At 52.9% G+C, this 20,029-nt stretch carries 19 protein-coding genes; 11 read left to right on the top strand and 8 right to left on the bottom strand.

Annotation, left to right across the window (positions count from 1 at the left end; genetic code table 11):
• The first annotated feature begins 68 nt into the window (after nt 1-68).
• From LX87_RS24355 to LX87_RS24335, 5 genes are all read left to right on the top strand, one after another.
• A complete protein-coding gene (locus LX87_RS24355; RefSeq protein WP_111630907.1) occupies nt 69-506 on the top strand; it encodes a CBS domain-containing protein in 438 nt (145 codons plus the stop codon).
• A gap of 121 nt (nt 507-627) precedes the next feature.
• Nucleotides 628-1,116 (top strand): NUDIX domain-containing protein, encoded by a 489-nt coding sequence (locus LX87_RS24350; RefSeq protein ID WP_111630906.1) that lies wholly within the window; start codon nt 628-630, stop codon nt 1,114-1,116.
• Nucleotides 1,117-1,235: 119 nt separating this feature from the next.
• On the top strand, nt 1,236-2,108 hold the full coding sequence (locus LX87_RS24345) for a DUF3822 family protein (protein WP_170139447.1): 873 nt from the start codon (nt 1,236-1,238) through the stop codon (nt 2,106-2,108).
• Between the two features lie 35 nt (nt 2,109-2,143).
• On the top strand, nt 2,144-2,599 hold the full coding sequence (gene coaD, locus LX87_RS24340) for a pantetheine-phosphate adenylyltransferase (protein WP_111630904.1): 456 nt from the start codon (nt 2,144-2,146) through the stop codon (nt 2,597-2,599).
• A gap of 17 nt (nt 2,600-2,616) precedes the next feature.
• Complete coding sequence (locus LX87_RS24335; protein WP_111630903.1) at nt 2,617-3,549, top strand: TraB/GumN family protein; 933 nt, start codon at nt 2,617-2,619, stop codon at nt 3,547-3,549.
• A gap of 39 nt (nt 3,550-3,588) precedes the next feature.
• Here the strand turns inward: LX87_RS24335 and LX87_RS24330 are convergent, their stop codons facing one another.
• On the bottom strand, nt 3,589-4,287 hold the full coding sequence (locus tag LX87_RS24330; protein WP_111630902.1) for an NUDIX hydrolase: 699 nt from the start codon (nt 4,285-4,287) through the stop codon (nt 3,589-3,591).
• Nucleotides 4,288-4,432: 145 nt separating this feature from the next.
• Between LX87_RS24330 and LX87_RS24325 the strand changes: the two genes are divergently transcribed.
• The 3 genes from LX87_RS24325 to LX87_RS24315 all read left to right on the top strand — a co-directional run bounded on the left by LX87_RS24325 (nt 4,433) and on the right by LX87_RS24315 (nt 7,980).
• Complete coding sequence (locus LX87_RS24325) at nt 4,433-5,716, top strand: hemolysin family protein (protein ID WP_111630901.1); 1,284 nt, start codon at nt 4,433-4,435, stop codon at nt 5,714-5,716.
• A 124-nt stretch (nt 5,717-5,840) separates the two neighbouring features.
• Entirely contained in the window at nt 5,841-6,494 is a 654-nt protein-coding gene (gene pyrE / locus LX87_RS24320; RefSeq protein WP_229310805.1) for an orotate phosphoribosyltransferase, read from the top strand.
• Between the two features lie 10 nt (nt 6,495-6,504).
• Nucleotides 6,505-7,980 (top strand): capsule assembly Wzi family protein, encoded by a 1,476-nt coding sequence (locus LX87_RS24315; protein WP_111630900.1) that lies wholly within the window; start codon nt 6,505-6,507, stop codon nt 7,978-7,980.
• Nucleotides 7,981-8,029: 49 nt separating this feature from the next.
• On the opposite strand, the gene dprA is transcribed toward LX87_RS24315, so the two are convergent.
• Together dprA and LX87_RS24305 are read right to left on the bottom strand one after the other, a co-directional pair.
• Nucleotides 8,030-9,136 carry a DNA-processing protein DprA gene (gene dprA / locus LX87_RS24310; protein WP_262511104.1) on the bottom strand — a complete coding sequence of 369 codons (1,107 nt, stop codon included), beginning with the start codon at nt 9,134-9,136 and terminating at the stop codon, nt 8,030-8,032.
• A 161-nt stretch (nt 9,137-9,297) separates the two neighbouring features.
• Complete coding sequence (locus LX87_RS24305; RefSeq protein ID WP_111630899.1) at nt 9,298-9,627, bottom strand: MerR family transcriptional regulator; 330 nt, start codon at nt 9,625-9,627, stop codon at nt 9,298-9,300.
• 105 nt (nt 9,628-9,732) lie between these two features.
• On the opposite strand from LX87_RS24305, the gene alaS reads away from it, so the two are divergent.
• Complete coding sequence (gene alaS, locus LX87_RS24300; protein ID WP_111630898.1) at nt 9,733-12,387, top strand: alanine--tRNA ligase; 2,655 nt, start codon at nt 9,733-9,735, stop codon at nt 12,385-12,387.
• A 78-nt stretch (nt 12,388-12,465) separates the two neighbouring features.
• On the opposite strand, the gene LX87_RS24295 is transcribed toward alaS, so the two are convergent.
• Nucleotides 12,466-12,735 (bottom strand): hypothetical protein, encoded by a 270-nt coding sequence (locus LX87_RS24295; RefSeq protein ID WP_111630897.1) that lies wholly within the window; start codon nt 12,733-12,735, stop codon nt 12,466-12,468.
• A gap of 210 nt (nt 12,736-12,945) precedes the next feature.
• Here LX87_RS24295 and LX87_RS24290 point away from each other — a divergent pair, with 210 nt between their 5' ends.
• Nucleotides 12,946-14,637 carry a tetratricopeptide repeat protein gene (locus tag LX87_RS24290; protein ID WP_111630896.1) on the top strand — a complete coding sequence of 564 codons (1,692 nt, stop codon included), beginning with the start codon at nt 12,946-12,948 and terminating at the stop codon, nt 14,635-14,637.
• 161 nt (nt 14,638-14,798) lie between these two features.
• On the top strand, nt 14,799-15,266 hold the full coding sequence (locus LX87_RS24285) for a nuclear transport factor 2 family protein (protein WP_111630895.1): 468 nt from the start codon (nt 14,799-14,801) through the stop codon (nt 15,264-15,266).
• 92 nt (nt 15,267-15,358) lie between these two features.
• Here the strand turns inward: LX87_RS24285 and LX87_RS24280 are convergent, their stop codons facing one another.
• The 4 genes from LX87_RS24280 to LX87_RS24265 form a co-directional block, all read right to left on the bottom strand.
• A complete protein-coding gene (locus LX87_RS24280; RefSeq protein WP_111630894.1) occupies nt 15,359-16,816 on the bottom strand; it encodes a sulfatase family protein in 1,458 nt (485 codons plus the stop codon).
• Between the two features lie 165 nt (nt 16,817-16,981).
• Nucleotides 16,982-18,283, bottom strand: coding sequence for an MFS transporter (locus LX87_RS24275; protein WP_111630893.1), 1,302 nt, complete (start codon nt 18,281-18,283; stop codon nt 16,982-16,984).
• 40 nt (nt 18,284-18,323) lie between these two features.
• Nucleotides 18,324-18,968: a bifunctional 4-hydroxy-2-oxoglutarate aldolase/2-dehydro-3-deoxy-phosphogluconate aldolase gene (locus LX87_RS24270; RefSeq protein WP_111630892.1), complete on the bottom strand. Its 645-nt coding sequence runs from the start codon at nt 18,966-18,968 to the stop codon at nt 18,324-18,326.
• Nucleotides 18,955-19,977, bottom strand: coding sequence for a 2-dehydro-3-deoxygalactonokinase (locus tag LX87_RS24265; RefSeq protein ID WP_111630891.1), 1,023 nt, complete (start codon nt 19,975-19,977; stop codon nt 18,955-18,957). The genes LX87_RS24270 and LX87_RS24265 overlap by 14 nt, the downstream gene beginning before the upstream one ends.
• Nucleotides 19,978-20,029: the final 52 nt, after the last annotated feature.

The following is a 20,029-nucleotide window of genomic DNA, read 5'->3' as shown; positions in this document are numbered from 1 at the left end:
AAACTTGCTTTTAGCCTATTATTTTTCTACTTTGAATCGATTCCGTTCAACCAAACCTTCAATCAATCATGAACATCCGTCAGATTCTGCAAGGAAAAACCATCAACACCATTTATTCCGTCACATCCGACTCAACGGTATACGAAGCGCTGGAAACCATGGCTTCTAAAAACATCGGTGCGGTGCTGGTGATCGACGGTGGCAGGCTGTCCGGGATTTTCTCCGAACGCGACTACGCCCGCAAGGGGATTTTGCAGGGACGGGCCTCAAAGGATACGCTGATTCGGGACGTGATGACTTCCAGCCTAATAACCATATCCAGCCAGCACCGGCTCGAAGATGCGATGGTTATCATGTCAGACAAACACATCCGCCACCTGCCCGTGGTCGACGAAGACCGGCTCATCGGTATCATCTCCATCAACGACGTCGTTAGCGCCATCATCCGTGACCAGAAAGCCCACATCGATTCGCTGGAAAACTACATTTCGGGAAGCCCTTATTGAGTGAAGAAGAAGGCGTAAAGCGTGACGAGTTGGCGGGTATACGCTTTTAACTCATCATTCTTCACGCATCACTCTTAACTCTTGCTTATATTTGCGGTGCAAAAATGACCAGATACCAACATTGGATATTGCACGCGAAGAAGTAAAGCGGCTCTACGGCAATCGGTTGCGGCTGCGGGTTTGTGGCCTCTGCCTGATCGACGAAAAACTGCTGATGGTGCGCCACCGGGGCATTGGTCCCACCGACACCTTCTGGTGTCCGCCGGGCGGTGGGCCACAATTTGGCGAAACCGCCTACGAAGCCCTCATCCGGGAGTTTCACGAAGAAACCGGCCTCGACATTGAAGTGGGGGAACTGCAATTTGTCAACGAGTTTATGCAGGAACCCCTGCACGCGATGGAACTGTTTTTTGACGTTCGGATTGTGGGGGGCCAGCTCCGCCAGGGCTTCGATCCAGAAATGTCGGCTGATAGTCAAATTATTACCGAGGTTCGGTTGATGACGTTTGAAGAGATTAAACGTTACCCCGAGAGCGAAGTGCATCGGATGTTTCAGCAATGCCGGTCGATGGAAGATGTTTTCCATTTAAAAGGATATTTGAAACAATAGCGGAAGCCTGTTCGGTATTTTTGTAGTTTTAACAGGGGAACGGCTTTTCTGAGCAAAACCGGCTCTTCACTGTATTCATTTTATTTTTACGATTTGTGCATACCGATACTTTAGCCGCTGTGACCCCTACCGTCGCCATTCGGGAAGATTCCTTTGACGTTACGCAGACCGATTCGTTTCAGCTCTGTCTGGAAATGAGCAAAGAACGTTTCCGGTTTTGTGTCATCGAACCCGGAACCCACCGATGTTTCTGGCTGGAGGATTACACGTTTCCGACGCTCCTGACCGAAAACCCGTTATTGCCTTCCTTACAGGCGATTTATCAGAATCACCCGGTTCTTCAGTCGGCTTCCTGGAAAACGATTACCATTGCGGTCAATTCACCGTCGTTTACCCTGATTCCTTCTCCCCTGTTCCGGAAAGAATATGCCGCCCAGTATTTGCAACTGATGCGGGGCAATCCGCTTTCGCTTTCGGAACACGCGCTGGCGTATGTTCACCGAAAAGAAGAGTTTTATGCGGTGTTCAGCATCGACAACGCCCTGACCGACTGGCTGGCGGCCACCTACCCGCTTCAGCAAACGACGGTCATTCACCAGTCGAGCGCCCTGATTCAGGCAACCTCGCTGAAGGATTCGGTACTGGACTCGTCCCACAAACTGTCGTTAAACTTTGAGGCTGAAACCGTTACGGTTATTTTTCGAAAAGGCGGGCAATTTATGTTCTGCAACCGATTTGCCTACAAAAATTCGACTGATCTGGTGTATTACATCCTGTATGTGGTCAACGAGCTAAAAACCGACCCGAAGGAATTGAAACTGGTTTTGTTTGGTGAAATCACCCCGTTCGCGGAAATTTACACGGTGCTGGAACAATTCTTTCCGCAAATCCAGTTTGGCACCCACCCCTCGGAACTGAACCTGACAGCCGCTTTCGAGGACACACCCGACCACCGTTATTTCAGCCTGTTTGGCACTGCCCTCATTGACTGACAAAAGGCCGCGCCATTTTCCTATCCCAAACTTTTATGAAACGTATTGCGCTCTTTCCCGGCTCGTTCGACCCGTTTACAAAAGGCCACGAAGACATTGTTTTGCGCGGGCTGAAGTTGTTCGATGAAGTTGTGATCGGTATTGGCCGCAACGCCAATAAACAACGGTATTTTCCGCTGGAAGTAATGGCCGAACTGATCGAAAAAACGTTTGCGGATTATCCGTCCGTAAGAGTGGTCAGCTACGACGATCTGACGGCCAACGTAGCGCGGGAGCTGGGCGCCCGGTTTCTGCTGCGGGGACTGCGCAACACCACGGATTTTGAGTACGAGAACAGCATTTCGCAGGTCAACCGGTATGTGTACGAAGACGTTGAAACGGTCTTTCTGATTACCTCACCCCCCCTCGCCCCCATCAGTTCCAGCATCATCCGGGAACTGCACCGATACGGCAAAAACATTGATGAATTTGTGCCCTACCGGATTTCGTAAGCGATACCGTTTAAAGCATGAAATTCGATTCGTCTTTTCATTTCTTGCTGCTAACATTTCTGCTGCTTTCTCACTACGCAGTTGGACAGAAACGAACGAAAATTACCCCTTCGAACCCGCCCACTATTCTGTGGAAAATTACAGGAAAAGACTGCAAACAACCCTCCTATCTCCTGGGAACATTTCATCTTGCCGATGCCGAATGGCTGTATGAATATCCGGAAATAAAAAAAGTAATTGACAGCACAGAATTCATTTTGACGGAAGCGTTTACAACGGAGCGTACCGAAACGCCCTTTGCAAAAACCGGAAGCCAATTAAAAGCCTTATCGCTGCTCACCCCGGAGCAATACCGCACACTGGATTCTTTTTTTGTGGCCAGAGTAGGCGAAGGAATTGTGGGTAATCCTGATGCTGAAACTATGACCGTTGCCGAAATGAGGAATGCCATCCTAACCACCTTGGCGACTCAATCGAAGGAAGCAAATGGTATCACTAAATTCATGGATCTGGACTTGTTCAGGCTTTACGAGAAACTGGGCCGAAAAGGTGACCGGCTGGACCGTGTTACACCCACAGAATTTGATTCAACGAACATTGATCAGGCAAAACAGTACCTGGCACGTTCATTAAAATACCTGGAGAACAGTGACAAACCTGACTGGAATATCTATCAGATGACAGGAGTCGATGAAACCGTTGCCCACTATAAAAAAATGGAATTTGATTATAAGCTCAACGAGCGGGCGGTCAACGTTCAGACTTCAACTGATTTTGATTTCATCCCGGTGGAACAGCGCAACAAAAACTGGATGAGTAAAATCATCGCTGCCATTTCGACCAAACCCTGCCTGATAGCAGTGGGGCTCGGTCACCTTTACTACCGGACAGGGGTGATCATGTTGCTACGTGACCGCGGCTACCAGGTGGAGCCAGTGATATTTCAGTAGGACTATAGATGAACGGTATTCATCCTTCCTGACGGCTCCTTACCCGTTTACCTGTTCGTTGACGGAGTCGATTACAAAGCGGATCGAACTGAACGAGTTGGTCATGGCCAGCGCGGTTTTCTTGGCATCCATCCACTCGATGCGGTCGATATCTTCGTCGGTCTGGGGCGTCATCTGCGAATCGTCGAGGCAGGCCATCTGGTACCATTTCGTCCGTTTCAGGATGCGGCTTCCGTTGAGCGTATAGGTGTGCCAGGTGGTGCAAATCCGGTGTTCCAGGGCGGCTTTCACGCCGGTTTCCTCCTCAACCTCCCGCACAGCCGCCACCCGCGACGACTCGCCGTCGTCGAGTTTTCCTTTGGGTAAATCCCACTTGCCGCGCCGGAAAATCAGCAGCATCTTATCCCCTTTAAACACCACGCCCCCGGCCGCTTTCACGACTTTAAACAAACTCTTGAATTTTTCCTCCACGGCTTTTTTCTCCACAGCCACCAGCGTCACGGAGTTCAACTCACTGACGTTGTAGTTGTTAAGTAAGCTGACCAGTTTCTCCACCGTGCCGGGCGTTGCATTCAGCACCAGCAAATGGCCCTTCAGAGCGTTCAGTTTCAAACCATCGAGACGGGCGTCGATGATCAGGTCATACTCCAGCTGGTTGGCTGCTGCCTCATCCTGCAGTCTGGTGGCCTGCTTGGCACCCTTCAAATGAATGGGTCGATCGTCAATAAAAATGGTCATGAGGTAGTTAAACAACTGAGTGAATAATTCCGTCGAACCGTCGACGTACCGGTTTTAGTATATTCGTAAACAAATTTAGATAAACCATTCATCTTTGAAGAGAAACTAAAACTACTATTTTTGCAAGACGCCAACTTTTCCCCGTGTGGAACTTGCAATAATACTCTTTTTAGTCATTCTCAACGGTGTTTTCTCCCTTTCGGAGATTGCGCTGGTTTCCTCCCGAAAAGCCCGACTCGAAACCGACGCCCGCAACGGCGACAAACGGGCCGAAGAAGCCCTGAAACTGGCTGAATCCCCCAACCGTTTTCTGGCAACCGTCCAGATTGGCATCACCCTGATCGGTATCCTGACCGGTATTTTTAGTGGCGACAGCCTGACGGGTCAGATTTCGGCCTTCGTTGCCCAGTTTCCGCTCCTGCAACCATACGCCAACAGCATTGCCGTGACGCTGACCGTTGTGCTGATTACCTACCTCTCGCTGGTGCTCGGCGAGCTGGTTCCCAAACGCATCGGTCTGTCGAATCCGGAAGGAATTGCCAAGTTCATGGTACGGCCCATGAACGTGCTTTCCAAATTGACCGCTCCGTTCATCAGCCTGCTGGCCTTTTCGAGCGACCTCATCATCAAGATTCTTAACATCAAACCAAATGCCAGTGCGGTCACGGAAGAAGAAATAAAAAGTTTAATTCAGGAAGGAACCTCCGGCGGGGTGATTGAAGAAATTGAGCAGGAGATTGTTCAGAACGTTTTTCAGCTCGGCGACCGGCGGATTACCTCCCTGATGACCAACCGCCAGGAAATGGTTTTTCTGGACGTAGAAGCCACCGTGGAAGAAAACCGGCAGTCGATCATCGAACACCGGCACTCGCATTATCCGCTCTGCCAAGGCAGCGTCGATGAAATGATCGGCTTGATTAACAGCAAGGATTTTCTGGGCAAAGACCTGGACGATCAGCTCACCCGACTGGAAGAAATCAAGCGCGACATTCTGTATATCCCGGAAAGCAACATGGCCTACCAGGTGCTCGAACGGTTTCGGGAGAAGCGGCAGTACGTGGGCATCATTGTCGATGAATACGGCGGGGTGCTGGGCATGGTGACGCTCAACGACATCGTGGATGCGCTGGTGGGCGACATTTCGGATACCAACGAATTCGAGTTTGAGATTGTCGACCGGGGCAACGGCAGTTACCTGATCGATGCCCAGATACCGTTTGACGATTTTCTTGATTATTTCGACATTGTGCTGCAAAACCGGCGCGAACTTACGGGTTTCGATACGTTGGGCGGTTTTGCCTTGCAGATTATCAAAGACATACCCAAAACCGGCGAAACGTTCTCGTGGCAGGATTATCAGTTTGAAATTGTGGATATGGACAAAAGCCGTATCGACAAAATTCTGGTAACCAAACGAGCAGAAGAATAAACTCTAAACTGATGAAGGATTGACAGGGAACGGATTGTCCGCGAGTTGGCGGTCCAGAACCGTTTCACGCATCCTTCCATTACGCGCGGGCGGCCACGCGCCCTGAATTCATCATTTAAAAAACATGGTTGCAGAACAAGTCAAAGAATACATGGTTGCAGAACAAGTTGCCCGGTTGTTGTTAGAAGTGAAGGCGGTTCGGTTGCGTCCGGAAGAACCGTTTACCTGGAGTTCGGGCTGGAAATCACCCATTTATTGTGATAACCGGATCACCCTTTCCCACCCGGAAGTACGGTCTTATATCCGCTCGGAACTGGCCAACGCCATTCAAAAACAATTTCCCGGCGTCGACGCCATCGCGGGCGTTGCCACCGCCGGAATTGCCCAGGGCGCTCTGGTAGCCGACGCCCTCAATCTGCCGTTTCTGTACGTGCGGCCCGAACCTAAAAAACACGGGATGGGCAACCAGATCGAAGGCCGTCTGGAAGCCGGACAACGCGTGGTTGTGCTGGAGGACCTGATTTCGACCGGTGGCAGTTCGCTGAAAGTGGTGGATGTGCTGCGGCAATCCGGCGCCGAGGTGCTGGGCATGGCGGCCATTTTTACCTACGGTTTCCCGGTGGCAGCGCAGAATTTTGCCGACAAAGCCGTGCAACTGGTGTGCCTGAGCGATTACGAAACGCTGGTAGAACAGGCTCGAAAACTGGACTACATTGCGGCTGACGCCATGAGTTCGCTGGCCGCATGGCGCCAAAACCCGGCGGAATGGAACCAATAGCCGCAAGCCGATGAAACGGCTTTGCATCCTGGTCGTCGGATGGCTGGGAATGGCTCCCGGCTGGGCACAAACGGCGGCAACGTCATGGCCCTTTAAGGCAGAGCTGGAACTGGGCAGTATGGCTTCCTCGTCCGACCGGCTCCCTTTCTGGCTCCGGACCAACCAGTACGGTATGGTTCCCCTTCAGGTGCCGTTTGCCACGCTGCGGGGCGGTATCCGGCGGGATTACCGGACGGATTCAACCACGACCCATCCGCGCCGGTTTGACTGGGGTGCAGGAGCTTACGCTGTGGCCAATGTTGGGGAAACGAGGCAGGGACTGCTGCCCGAACTGTACGTAAAAGTCCGGTACGGCCAGCTTGAACTCTGGGCGGGCCGCCATCGCGAACTGTACGGCATTGGCGACTCGACGCTCAGTTCCGGTTTTGTGATCTGGTCGGGAAACGCGCTGCCGATTCCGAAGGTGCAACTGCAAACGCCGGACTTCGTACCGATTGGCGGCTTTCTAAAAAAAACCGTGGCCTTTCGGGTGGGCTACGCGCACGGCTGGTTCAATGCGCCCTACATCAAAGGGGCCCTTTTTCATCAGAAGTATATTTATGGCCGGTTCGGAAAACCGCACTGGCCTTTTAAGCTGTACGCCGGACTCAATCATCAGGTGCAATGGGGCGGCCACGCCGATTACCTGATCGGCAGTCCGTTTGCGGTTTACGGCCATTTGCCGTCCTCCTTCCAGGATTATATTTCCCTCGTGCTGGGACGGTATCCCAAAGACCTGGTGAACAACCAGCAAACCACATTTGACGGCGAAAACCGCGTTGGCAACCACATCGGTTCCATTGATTACGCCCTGGAGTGGATCACCCCCCGCCTGAATACGCTGCTCTATTACCAGCATCTGTACGAGGATGCCAGCGGGGTAGTCCTGATCAATTTTCCGGATGGTTTGTGGGGCATTCGTGTGCGTAACCGGGCCGTCGGACCATCCCACCGTTTTCGCTGGAAATCAGCCGTCGTGGAATGGCTCACAACCACCAACCAGAGCGGCCCGGTATTTGACCAGACCGCCCAGTTTCAAGGCTCCGACAATTATTTTAACCACGGCCAATACCGTGAAGGCTGGTCGTATTTTGGCCGAACCATCGGCACGCCTTTCATAGCCCCACGCGCCGATTATACCCCCAGGGTTCGCGAATACGTCGGGGGCGGATTTTTTCCCAATAACCGCATCCATGTCTGGTATCTTGGCATGGAAGCCGCTGCCAGTCAGGTCCAGTTCAGCGCCCGGGCGTCGTTCAGCCGGAATTACGGTTCCTTCAACGAGCCGTATGCTCCGCCGTTCGAGCAGTTCTCGGCCCTCCTCTCCGCCCAGTGTTCCCTTCCCCGCCTGACCAATACCGCATTATCCATGAGCATTGCCTATGACCAGGGCGGTCTTTATCCGAAGCAGACCGGCGGTTTTTTGTCGATTAAAAGAAGCTGGTAGACAGTACCAACAGACTTAAACAGGAGCGTCCGCCGGTTGGCAGTATAGATTAATTCATCTGAAATTTCTTACCCGGCAGGCTCCGGACAATCCCCTTGAACTCCAGGTTCAGCAGCAGGGACGATAGTTTGCCGATCGGAATCTGACTGCGCCAACTGAGTTCGTCGATGTGCCAATCCGCCTGTTGCCGGAAAAGAGCCAGCACCTGACTTTCCTCTTCGGTAAATTCCAGTGTCAGCAACGGTTTTTCTGCCGGTGCGGTTTTACCCGCGGCCTGATCCCAGTTCAGGGCTTCAATAATATCATCCGGTTTGGTATAAATCTGGGCTTTGTTTTCCCGAATCAATTTGTTACACCCCTGCGAGAACGTCTGATTCAGATGCCCCGGTACGGCAAACACCTCCCGGTGGTAATTGTTGGCGTATTCGGCGGTGATCAGGGCTCCCCCTTTGGCCGCAGCTTCCACAATGATAACCCCATCGCTCAGCCCCGCAATAATCCGGTTACGGGCCGGAAACAAGCGGGCGTCGGGCTTCACACCCGGCCGGTTTTCGGTTAGCAGGCCACCCAACAGTAGCATTTCCTGGGCCGTTTTCGTGTGCAGATGCGGATAAATAATATCAACGCCACTGGCCATGACACCAATGGTCGGCAAACCGTTTGCCAGACTGGCGCGGTGGGCCATGATGTCAATCCCATACGCTAATCCACTGATGATAAGAGGACTGTAAGGACGTAAATTCTGAATCAGTTCTTCGGTAATCCGGCGACCATACTCCGTTGCCTGACGGGTTCCTACGATGCCGATGGTACGGGCCGCGTTCAGATCGGCGGCTCCCTGCCAGTACAGCATGGGTGGAGCGTCATACAGCGTTTTGAGCCGGGCCGGATACCGTTTGTCTGTGTAGAAAAGTTGCTGAACGCCCAGTTTTTCGCACCGCTGCTGCACCTGTTCGGTTTCCCGCAACACATCCGGATGCAAAATCGCCCGGGCCGTTACCTCCCCGATTCCGGGTATTTTGATAAGTCGGGCCGCCGATGACCGGAACACTTCTGACGCTGAGCCGCAATAACTCATTAGCTGACGAATCAGAACACCGCCCACACCGGGCACCGACGTTAAAGCCGACTGATAGAATAATTCAGGGAAATTCACTCGGTAAGCAACTGGTTTCTATCAAGACGCAGGCCCGGTGCCGGAGTAACGGAGAAGACTGTAGAAAATTTGTAAACGCCCGCTTTTGCGCAGGCAGTGTTGGTGTAGCGAACTCGTTTTTTCCCGATGAGCCGGTGTGCGGATGGAACCGCAATAACCTTCTATTCGTCCAGTTGATCCCGCGTTTCGACCAGAAATTTGCGAATTTCCCGTAAACGGCTGAGCATCTGCTTGATTTCGGTCTGGCGCGACGAACGGCTTTTGAGGTGCTGACGGGCCCCTTCCAGTGTAAGTTTTTTTTCTTCCACCAGGTCCAGAATTTCCCGCAGGTGCTCAATATCCTCCCGGGTATAAATTCGGTCGCCAGCGCGGTTCTTGCGGGGTTTGAGGGAGGGAAACTCCTTCTCGTAAAACCGCAGTTTCGAAATATTCACCCCCAGCATGTCGGCCACTTCCCGAATGCCGTAATACCGTTTGGTTAGCTCCTCCATAGAACAAACTTCCGATCTGCCCGGAAGAAACACAAGTTTTCCGTAAATTTGCGAAACAATTCAATCCGTCGTCGTCCGATTGGTACAGACGGCCCCAAAGGTACCATGACTTCTTCCGAAATTCGCCAGCATTTTTTAGACTTCTTTCGCAGCAAAGAGCACCTGATTGTGCCCTCAGCCCCCCTGGTCGCCAAAAACGACCCCACGCTGATGTTCAACAACTCGGGGATGGCTCAATTTAAAGATTTTTTTCTGGGCAACGGAACCCCTCCGGCCCGGCGCGTAGCCGATACACAGAAGTGTCTGCGGGTTTCGGGCAAGCACAACGACCTTGAAGATGTGGGCTTTGACACCTACCACCACACGATGTTCGAGATGCTCGGCAACTGGTCGTTTGGTGATTATTTCAAGAAAGAAGCCATCTCCTGGGCCTGGGAGCTGCTGACGGACGTATATAAACTGCCGAAAGACCGTCTTTACGTTTCGGTTTTTCAGGGCGATGAGAAAGATAACGTTCCCTTCGATCAGGAAGCCTGGGATTTGTGGAAACCCATCGTAGGCGAAGACCGCATCATTTTGGGTAACAAAAAAGATAACTTCTGGGAAATGGGCGATACGGGTCCGTGCGGTCCGTGCTCGGAAATTCACGTCGATCTGCGCCCACAGGCCGATGTGGATCAGAAACCCGGCAAGGAACTGGTGAACGCCGATCACCCGCAGGTGGTCGAGATCTGGAACCTTGTGTTCATGCAGTTCAACCGCAAGGCCGACGGGTCGCTCGAACCGCTGCCCGCCCGGCACGTCGATACCGGTATGGGTTTCGAACGGCTTTGCATGGCTATTCAGAGCAAACTCTCCAACTACGATACCGACGTGTTTACGAACACAATTCGGGTGATTGAAGAACTGTCGGGCAAGACCTATACCGGTTCGCAGCGCGAGTATCCCGACGTGGCCATGCGCGTGATTGCCGACCACATCCGGGCGGTTTCGTTTGCTATTGCCGACGGGTTGATTCCGTCGAACGCGCGGGCGGGCTACGTTATCCGTCGGATTCTGCGCCGGGCGGTTCGCTACGGGTATTCGTACCTCGGTTTTACGGAACCGTTCCTGACCAAACTCGTGCCAACGCTGGCGATGCAGTTTGCCGATGTATTTCCGGAACTAAACGCCCAGCGCGATTTTGTGGCCACGGTCATTCGGGAGGAAGAAGCGGCTTTCCTGCGGACGCTGGAAAACGGCCTGAAACTGCTGGATAAAATAACGGTGGAGCTGACCGAAAAAGGCCAGAAAACCATCGACGGCGAAACGGTTTTTGAACTGAACGACACCTTCGGCTTCCCGGTTGACCTGACGGCGTTGATTGCGCGCGAAAAAGGATTTTCGATTGACGAAGCCGGTTTCCAGAAAGCCCTTCAGCAACAGAAAGAACGGTCACGGAAAGATGCATCGTCCTCCACCGGCGACTGGACCGAACTCAACGACATCGACGGGGTTGAATTTCTGGGATACGATCAGGTCGAAGCCGAAGCACGCGTGGCCCGCTACCGGAAGGTACAAAATAAGCAGGGCACGCAGTACCAGATCGTGCTGGACCGGACGCCGTTCTACGCCGAATCCGGGGGTCAGATTGGCGATACCGGTGTGCTGGAAGTACGGGTTGGTAACGAAAAGGTGCTGGTGCGGATTGCCGATACAAAGAAAGAAAACGACCTGATTATCCATATTTCCAACGACAAGGACCTGGAGGATGTGCTGGATAACCATTCGGGCGTACTAGCCAAAGTGGATGCCGACCGGCGCACCGCCATTTCTGATAACCACTCGGCTACGCACCTGCTCCACGCGGCTCTGCGGGAAGTACTGGGCAAACACGTGGCACAGAAAGGCTCGTACGTCGGCCCGGATGCCCTGCGGTTTGACTTCTCGCACTTTAGTAAAGTTACAGACGAACAACTCGCTGAAATTGAAACCATTGTCAACCAGAAAATCCGCGAGAACATTCCGTTGGACGAACGGCGGAACGTGCCCATCGAGGAAGCCAAGAACCTCGGTGCAATGGCGCTGTTCGGGGAGAAATACGGTGATTTTGTGCGCGTGATTACGTTTGACCCCGGTTACTCGGTTGAGCTTTGCGGAGGAACCCACGTTCCGGCGACGGGCCAGATTGGTCTTTTCAAATTTACGTCGGAAGGCTCGGTCTCAACGGGTGTGCGCCGGATTGAAGCCGTTACCGCCGAAAAAGCCCTAGCCCTCCTGAACGAACAACAGGCTACACTCGATCAGTTAAAAGAATTGCTGAAAGCGCCGAAAGACGTGCTGAAAGCCGTACAGAATTTACTGGACGAACGCAGCCAACTGCAAAAAAAGATTGAGGTGCTGGAAGCTGAAAAACTACAGCAGGTCAAATCAGAATTATTGACGAAAGTGTCCGCCAGCAACGGCCATTCGGTGCTGGTTGAGCGGGTTGAGGTTCCATCAGCCGACGCCCTGAAACAACTGGCGTATGACCTGAAAGCGAAAGTTGATAAACTCGCTTTGGTTTTAGGCTCTGATATCAACGGCAAACCGCAACTGGCCGTGATGTTGCCCGAGGAACTGATCCAGGATAAAAACCTCCACGCCGGAAACCTGGTGAAAGAACTGGCGAAAGAAATCCGGGGCGGTGGCGGTGGACAACCGTTCTTTGCCACGGCGGGCGGCTCCGATGCCAGCGGCCTCGACCGGGCACTGGCAAAAGGCCGGGAGTTGTTGCAGTAAAGTTTGTTTTGTCATCCAGCCGACCGGAAGAGTCGCTGGCCCTTGTACGGTGAGGCTTCCGGTCGGATGGGTGACAGACTATGCGTTCTTTTTATCCAGATCACCCTCCTGGCTATCCGTCCCCATGACCGTTCCCAGGTAGGAATGCTGCCAGTCTTCGACCTGTCCGGGCGTTTTCAATTCCTCGATCTCAACCACCCGGTGTTTCAGGTGCGGATATTGCGCATCCAGGTCCTCTACAATCAGGTCCGCTTCGGGTGCTTCGGCCTGTTTCATCGGGATGGTGGTGGGGGTTTCAACGCCGAGTTCGTCAACTCCAACGGCGCGTACAATGAACATCTTTTCCATACAGGTTGTGGTTTTCTTTCTATAACTCGTCTGGCGCGTAAAAGTTGCCGGTTGCCGTCGATGGGATTCAATGGAAAGTGATTTACGCAACGGTTAACAGCTTCAAGCATAAATCATTACCTTTATGTCCCACGGACTTTCCTCATGGAGGACATCCGACGGATTACAGTCCAACAGGAGCGTCCGCTGGTCCATCCGTTCCCTACAATTATGAACCGAATCCACGTCCATACACTCCTTCCGACCCTGTTGATGGCCTTGCTGATTGGCAGACTAACCTTAATCAACCAGCAATCCGTGACCGAACCGGCTCCAGCCGCGCCGGAACTTCCCTACGCCCCTATCTGCGGATTTACGCACGTTGGCGGCATTCCCAGTTCGTTGCTGACTCAAACCGTCGCCCTGCGGTCCAACATAGGACAATTCCCAACACCAACGTCTACTAAAAGTCCTAAAGCCCAGCAGTATTTCGAGCAGGGCATGGCTTACCTGCACGGTTATTCGCTGGTCGAAGCGGCCCGGTCCTTTCATGAAGCGCTGAAATATGATTCCACCTTCGTGATGGCTCACGTTAGCCTGAGCCGCCTGTATATCCAACTGGAAGACAACAAAGCCGCCCTGAAGGCCGCCGAAACCGCCCAATCATTAGTAAACTACGCATCCGCCCGCGAAAAAGCGCACATCGAGCTACGGTTTGCGCAGTTGAAAGCGGTTGATTCGCTCAGTAACCAGAAATTGCTGAACGAGTACCGCAACAAAGTAAACGCAGCCGTCAAAAAATTCCCGACCGACCTGGAATTGTGGCTATTATCCGGCAACTCGTACGAAAAATTTGCGACCGGACGCGGACAGGGCAGTTCAACGGCCAGCATTGCCATTTACGAAAAAGTACTCCAGATGGCCCCAAACCATCCATCGGCTCACCACTTCCTGATCCACGCGTATGAGGGCATGAGCGATTACGGCAAGGCCCTCGAACACGGCAAAGCCTACGCCCGGCTGGCTCCTAATCTGGCCCATGCGCTCCATATGTACGCCCACGACCTGATGAAGACGGGGGATGTGGATCGGGCCATCGCGGAAATGAAACAGACTGACGCCATCGAACGGGATTTGTACCGCAGCGAAAAATACGATGCCATGTACGACTGGCATCATATCCATAACATCTCGCTGCTGGCGCTTTGCTACCAATACCAGGGCCGGATTGGGGAAGCGGAAAAACTGGTAAAGGAACGGTTTGAAACCAAACGACCTATCAATCAGGAGCGTACATTTTACAACAAGATGGGTTACCCCACGCTGCTGATTTCGCAGAACCGTTACGCCGAGGCTACGCCCATCGCCACCGAACTGACCCGGGGAAAAACGCCGGGCGAGCGCGTGATCGGGCATTACTTGCTGGGCTTGATGGCCCTTAAAAAGAATCAGCTTGAAGCGGCCCGAACGTCGCTGAAAGCTTCGCAAACGGAACTGGTGCAGGCCAAAAACGAAGCACATACCGACTGGCTGAATGCCTGGCTCGACCCGCATCCGAAGTTTCTGGCCGCACTCATTGCCCTTCACGATCCGAATGGCCGGGAAAAAGGACTGGCCGACATTCGCAAGTTCCAGACCAGCGCCCGCGACCAGACCGGTCCTGACCCCTGGATTGAGGCCCTGTTTCAACTGGAAATGATTGCGCAGGTGGCTTATCAACTTGAGTTAAACGGCTTTGCGGAAGAAGCGGCCAGCGTGTTGGCCGAGCACGACCCGGCCTATCCGGGCACGCATTTCGCTCTGGCCCGAATTGCCGACCGAAAAGGCGACAAAACAACCGCCAACCGGGAGTATCAACTGGCCCGGCAAGGCTGGTCGAAAGCCGATGCCGTCTTTCTGGCCCAAAACTTCCCGAAAAAATAAGCCGTAAGCCCCTAAAACCGTCCGTTCTGAGCGTACCCGCGCCTAGCCTGCCGGTTTCACCCGCCTTTTTAAGTAAGAGAAATTACAACAAAAGGCTTCCGGGTAACAATGTATCCAGGCCATTGCTCGTTGCAGCAAAGGAGCGCACCTACTCCTGATCTATGAGACAACTCTTCCTGCTGGTTTTCTTTTTCTTTGGCCTTCTGATTCAGTCACGGGCGCAATCGTCCAGGCAAAAACCGATCAGTCGGGCCGAATTTACGCGGTTGATGCAAACCATTGCCGACGGTTTAAACGAGAATAATGGACGGAAAGCCGCCGACTGTTTTGCGCTGGACGCCATTTATTCCGAACCGCCTAACAAACAGATTTACCGGGGCCGCGACCGGATTTTCGAGTTTTTCGGAGGCTGGAAAGGCCGCCCGAAAATTACGCAGATGGTGTGGCACCACCTGGCGTTTGATGAGCAGACACAAACCGGTTCCGGCGAATTCTCGCTCACCTATGGCTCAACGGTACACGGTATGGTCAGCATCCGCATCCGCGACGGACTCATCGGCAACTGGCGGGAATACGTCTACCAATCCGCACTGGACTGGAACGGTTTTGTGTTACAGAATCCGTTTTAATTTCAAAAATGCCTACCAGAAATTAATCCATTCTCTGGTGCAATATAAAAGCCCGTAGCAGACTGCCACGGGCTTTTGTGCTGTTTACTTCTTTATTTTTCAACCCGCCCCGCCAGTCGCACGTTCTTTCCCTGCCGTTTCTGCAAATCATCGCCCAAATCGGCGCGTGCTTCATCGGCTAGTTTTTCAAGAGCCGCCACGATATCCGGATTCTGCTCACGCACGTCATACCGTTCGCCGGGATCACGCCGGAGGTTGTACAGGGCCATCGGAAACTCGTGGTTCTCGGTATTCGGACCCGGTTGGCCGCCTTTGCCCGGCAGAAACCCTTCGTACGTACGGCCCGGATGCGCAAAAACCAGCTTCCAGTCGCCTTTCCGAACGGCTTCCAGGCTGTTCTGGCGGTAGTAGTAATAGAAATGGTCGCGGGGCGTAACCGTATCGTCACCCTTCAGCAGGGCCATCATGTCTACGCCGTCGATGGCTTTCTTCGGCAACCGGGCACCGCACAGTTTGGCCACCGTTGGCAGGATTTCCATTGTAGTCAGCAGTTTGTTGCAGACCCGCCCCGCCGGAACCACGCCCGGCCAGCGAATGATGCACGGAACCCGGTGGCCGCCCTCAAACGAGGTCCCTTTCCCTTCCCGAAAACCGCCCGCCGAACCGGCATGATCGCCGTAATTCAGCCACGGTCCGTTGTCGCTCGTGAAAATCACAATCGTATTTTTATCCAGTCCCTGCTGCTTGAGTTCCTGCAAAATCCGGCCCACCGACCAATCCAGTTCCATCATGACATCGCCCAGCAGCCCCGCCGAACTCTTGCCCCGAAACCGGCCCGAAGCCGCCAGCGGAACGTGCGGCAGGGGGTGCGGCACATACAGAAAGAACGGCTGTTTTTTGTGTTTGCGAATAAAACCGACGGCCCTTTCCGTAATGCCCGGCGTCAGCTCACTGGCATCTTCCAGCGTTTTGACTTCTTTGCCGGGTGTGTTGCCTTCGATCAGATGCAGGGGCGGATAATTCGCTCTGGCCTGGTTCGGGTGCAGCGGCCACATATCGTGTGAATGAGGCACACCGTAGTATTCGTCAAACCCGTGTTGCAGTGGCAGAAATTCTTTCTGACTTCCCAAATGCCATTTGCCAAAAATGCCGGTGGCATACCCTTTTTCTTTCAGTAATTCGGCAATCGTTTCTTCTTCGGGATTCAAACCAACCGGCGAGCCGGGCCCCAGCGCACCGGAAATCCCGATTCGGTTGGGGTAGCAACCCGTCAGCAAAGCCGCCCGTGAAGCACTGCAAACCGCCTGAGCCGCCAGAAAACTTGTGAATCGGGTGCCTTCGGCGGCCATCCGGTCGAGGTTGGGTGTCGTATAGCCCGCAGCGCCGTAGCAGGATAAATCGCCGTAGCCCATGTCGTCGATGAAAAACAATACCACGTTGGGCGGGCTGGCTTTTGGCGGGCTAACCCAGCTACTTAGCGGTGCCCAGACACCGGCAATTAAAAGCACATACAGAGACAGTCGAAGCAAGTTGTTTTTGGTTCGGGTCATTGAATTCGGAGCGGTTATGCGTCGAAGTTTTAGGTACCTGACTAATTCCGACTTGTATTTCAACTGCGAATGTATACAATTCCTGTAGTTTTACAGATTTTCAAGATAAACCGCCGGAAATACGACATTCGAAAGTAAAATCCGAATCATCCCAGGTACCTCGAGTTACAGCAACTGATGAAGCTCGACGGTTTTCGACTTTCGGGTCAATAAATGAATAATGACCCAAACCGTCAGGTACGTAAATCCGCAAATGGTGAAAAGAAGGTTGTAGCCACCCGCTAAATTCCCGGCGGCTTTGTAGGAATCAAGTAATTTCCCGACGAGCATCGGGAAAAAGATGCCCCCCACGGCACCGGCCATGCCCGCAATCCCCACGACGGAACTGACCACCTGTTTCGGAAATAAATCCGATGCAATCGTAAACACATTCGTAGCCCACGCCTGATGCACGGCGACGGCCAGACTGATGAGCGCAACCACCATCCAGACATTAGTCGCAAACTGCGCCAGAATAATCGAAACTTCCAGGATTGCAAAGACAATCAAGACGGTTTTTCGGGCTTTCAGGGTCGGCCAGCCTCGTTTGATCAGCATGGACGATAGATAGCCGCCCCCAATACTACCGACGGTCGTTGCCGTGTAAATAATCATCAGCTCCGGGCTAAATTGTTTTAAGTCGAGCGCGTAGGTTGTTGAAAAATACGAGGGGAGCCAGAACAGGAAAAACCAGAAAATTGGGTCGATAAACGCTTTGCCGGTGATGCAGGCCCAGGTTTGGGGCAGCGTAAAGAGCTTAAACCAGTTGATGGAAATTCGTTCGGATTCGCGCTCACTTTCGTCCTGCCCATTGGTAATCAGCGCAAATTCTTCGGCCGAAAGCCGCTTTTGTTTGGCCGGAATGTCGTAAAAAATAAGCCAGAAAATAAGCCAGACAAACCCCAACGCGCCGGTAATCCAGAAAACTTCCTGCCAGCCGTAATTCCTCAAAATCCAGGGAACCAGCATCAGCGCCACCACAACGCCGACGCTGGTTCCGGAGTTGAAAAGGCCGGTGGCCAGGGCCCGTTCTTTTTTGGGAAACCATTCCGCCACGGTTTTAACGGCCGCCGGAAAGTTGCCGGCTTCGCCCAGCCCCAGCCCCAGCCGGGCCAGCGCAAAGCCGGACGCCGAGCGGGCCACCGCGTGCAGCATTCCGGCCACACTCCAGAACACAATGGTAATGGCGTACCCCAGCTTCGTGCCGGTTTTGTCAATCATCCAGCCCGACAAGGCCAGACCAATGGCATAGGCCGCCGTGAAGGCCATTACAATCTGGGCGTAATCCGTTTCGCTCCAGTTAAATTCTTTTTCCAGAATGGGTTTTAATAAGCCGATAATCTGTCGGTCGAGGTAATTAATGGTCGTCGCAATAAAGACCAGTGCGACAATGAACCAGCGGTAATAGGTAAATTTAAAGGTAGACACAAGGCGAAGGGTTAGGTGAAAACTGGCAGGAATTAAAAGATTACGGGGTGGACTTTAATCCGTTTACAAACGATTGAAAATGGGTTTTTAAACCGTCCCAATCCTGGTTTTTAATCAGATTCCGGTCAAACAACTGCCCGCCAATGCCCAGCCCGTCGGCTCCGGCTTTCAAAAAATCGGCCATGTTCGTGAGACCCACTCCACCCGTCGGCACCAGCTTGATCTGGCTCAGCGGAGCTTTTACTTCTTTGATGTACGACGGCCCCAGCGAAGCCGCCGGAAACACCTTAATCATCGGCGCCCCGAGCGACCAGGCTTTGTAGATTTCGGATGGTGTAAAAGCACCCGGAAAAATGGGAATCTGGCGCTCTACACAGGTTTTAATGACGGTTTCATCGAGAATGGGCGTAACAATAAACTGCGCGCCCGCCAACAGCGCGCGTTCCAGATCCCGCTTTGTGCACACCGTTCCGGCGCCAATATTCAAGCCGCCCGGCTCCCGTTCGCGGGCATACCGGATAAGTTCTTCGGCACCGGGCGTGTTCATGGTAATCTCAATTGTGCTCAATCCGGCTTCGCGGTAAACCGGTAGCACCTTGACCACATCGTCCACCGCCATATTCCGGACAATCCCGATGATCGGTGTTTTGGTAAATAACTCCCACGAAAATTTAATCGGACTCATTTCGATAGACGGATACATTTAAATTCTGATTCTGAAAAACGATAACCTGACCCACTATCGCAGCCTGATCGACAACTTCCGCCGGAATAACCGTTGTCCGATCCGCCAGATTCAAATCGTTGATTGCCTGTTGATAAAAAGAAAACAAATTCGTGCCGCTACACAACACCAACTGCCAGTTTTGTTTTTCCCGCAGTGGTTTTAATTCGGCCCCAATCAGCAAACCACTCAGATAAAAAGCGTTCTGCTGCTTGTTTATTTTCCCGAATAACTGGTTGGTCCGGACTGTAAACAGGCGATTGAGAAGCGACGGCTCGGCCTGCTGAACCCCCGCCCGAAAAGCCGCCAGATTGCCCGCCGAGAAATCGTCCAAACGGTTTAACTCCACGGAATCTTTCAGAATGCTGCTGGTGGCCATCAAGTTGAAAACCTCGCCGGTCATGTAGGTTTCAAAATTGAGTAGTTGCCCACCCTGTACGTACATATGCTTGGAATGTGTTCCGGGAAAAATAAAAATGGCATCGCTGGGCCGCTGGCCTTCCCGATCAAGCAAAGCCGTCAGCCCGATCAACTGCGTTTCTTCCCCGCGCATGACATCTTCCTGACTTTTTACCCCCGAAATCAGAATCAGTTCGTGGGGAAACGTTTCGTCGGCTTCAATGTGCCGGACGCTGGCCTGGCTGCCATCCATCGCAAACGGCAGGGTTCCATACGGTATTTCTTCCATCCCGATGGAGGAAGAAGCCATGCCCGACACCGCCACCGGAATCTGGTCCAGATTGAGGGCCGTTTTATTGGCCAGAACCTCGATTTGCCGCTTCAGATTTTCCCGAAAAAACTGCTCCCTCGAAATACCATTCTTCTCACCGGCATTCTTCCAGGCATCAAAAACGGCGGCAACCCCCTGCTGCCCAATCAGTTCCTCTATCAGTTGATACGTCGCGCTATCGATCAGCCGTAGCCGAAACGAGGACGTACCCCAGTCGCAGCATAGTAAATAAGTAATCATTTAAATAGTTGTTTATTAGCTTCGGTTTTTCAGTTTACGGGATGCCGGGTTG

Source organism: Larkinella arboricola (assembly GCF_003259745.1).
In the GTDB taxonomy this organism is placed as follows: domain Bacteria; phylum Bacteroidota; class Bacteroidia; order Cytophagales; family Spirosomataceae; genus Larkinella; species Larkinella arboricola.
This window is presented reverse-complemented; position numbering and strand designations above follow the sequence as displayed.

Bases quoted from the DNA above. Each gene is read 5' to 3' on its own strand.
- LX87_RS24330 (WP_111630902.1), bottom strand. From the start codon at position 4,287: ATGACCATTTTTATTGACGATCGACCCATTCATTTGAAGGGTGCCAAG.
- alaS (WP_111630898.1), top strand. From the start codon at position 9,733: ATGACTTCTTCCGAAATTCGCCAGCATTTTTTAGACTTCTTTCGCAGC.
- LX87_RS24295 (WP_111630897.1), bottom strand. From the start codon at position 12,735: ATGGAAAAGATGTTCATTGTACGCGCCGTTGGAGTTGACGAACTCGGC.
- LX87_RS24335 (WP_111630903.1), top strand. From the start codon at position 2,617: ATGAAATTCGATTCGTCTTTTCATTTCTTGCTGCTAACATTTCTGCTG.
- LX87_RS24315 (WP_111630900.1), top strand. From the start codon at position 6,505: ATGAAACGGCTTTGCATCCTGGTCGTCGGATGGCTGGGAATGGCTCCC.
- LX87_RS24285 (WP_111630895.1), top strand. From the start codon at position 14,799: ATGAGACAACTCTTCCTGCTGGTTTTCTTTTTCTTTGGCCTTCTGATT.
- LX87_RS24355 (WP_111630907.1), top strand. From the start codon at position 69: ATGAACATCCGTCAGATTCTGCAAGGAAAAACCATCAACACCATTTAT.
- pyrE (WP_229310805.1), top strand. From the start codon at position 5,841: ATGGTTGCAGAACAAGTCAAAGAATACATGGTTGCAGAACAAGTTGCC.
- LX87_RS24290 (WP_111630896.1), top strand. From the start codon at position 12,946: ATGAACCGAATCCACGTCCATACACTCCTTCCGACCCTGTTGATGGCC.
- LX87_RS24265 (WP_111630891.1), bottom strand. From the start codon at position 19,977: ATGATTACTTATTTACTATGCTGCGACTGGGGTACGTCCTCGTTTCGG.
- LX87_RS24280 (WP_111630894.1), bottom strand. From the start codon at position 16,816: ATGACCCGAACCAAAAACAACTTGCTTCGACTGTCTCTGTATGTGCTT.
- LX87_RS24270 (WP_111630892.1), bottom strand. From the start codon at position 18,968: ATGAGTCCGATTAAATTTTCGTGGGAGTTATTTACCAAAACACCGATC.
- LX87_RS24305 (WP_111630899.1), bottom strand. From the start codon at position 9,627: ATGGAGGAGCTAACCAAACGGTATTACGGCATTCGGGAAGTGGCCGAC.
- coaD (WP_111630904.1), top strand. From the start codon at position 2,144: ATGAAACGTATTGCGCTCTTTCCCGGCTCGTTCGACCCGTTTACAAAA.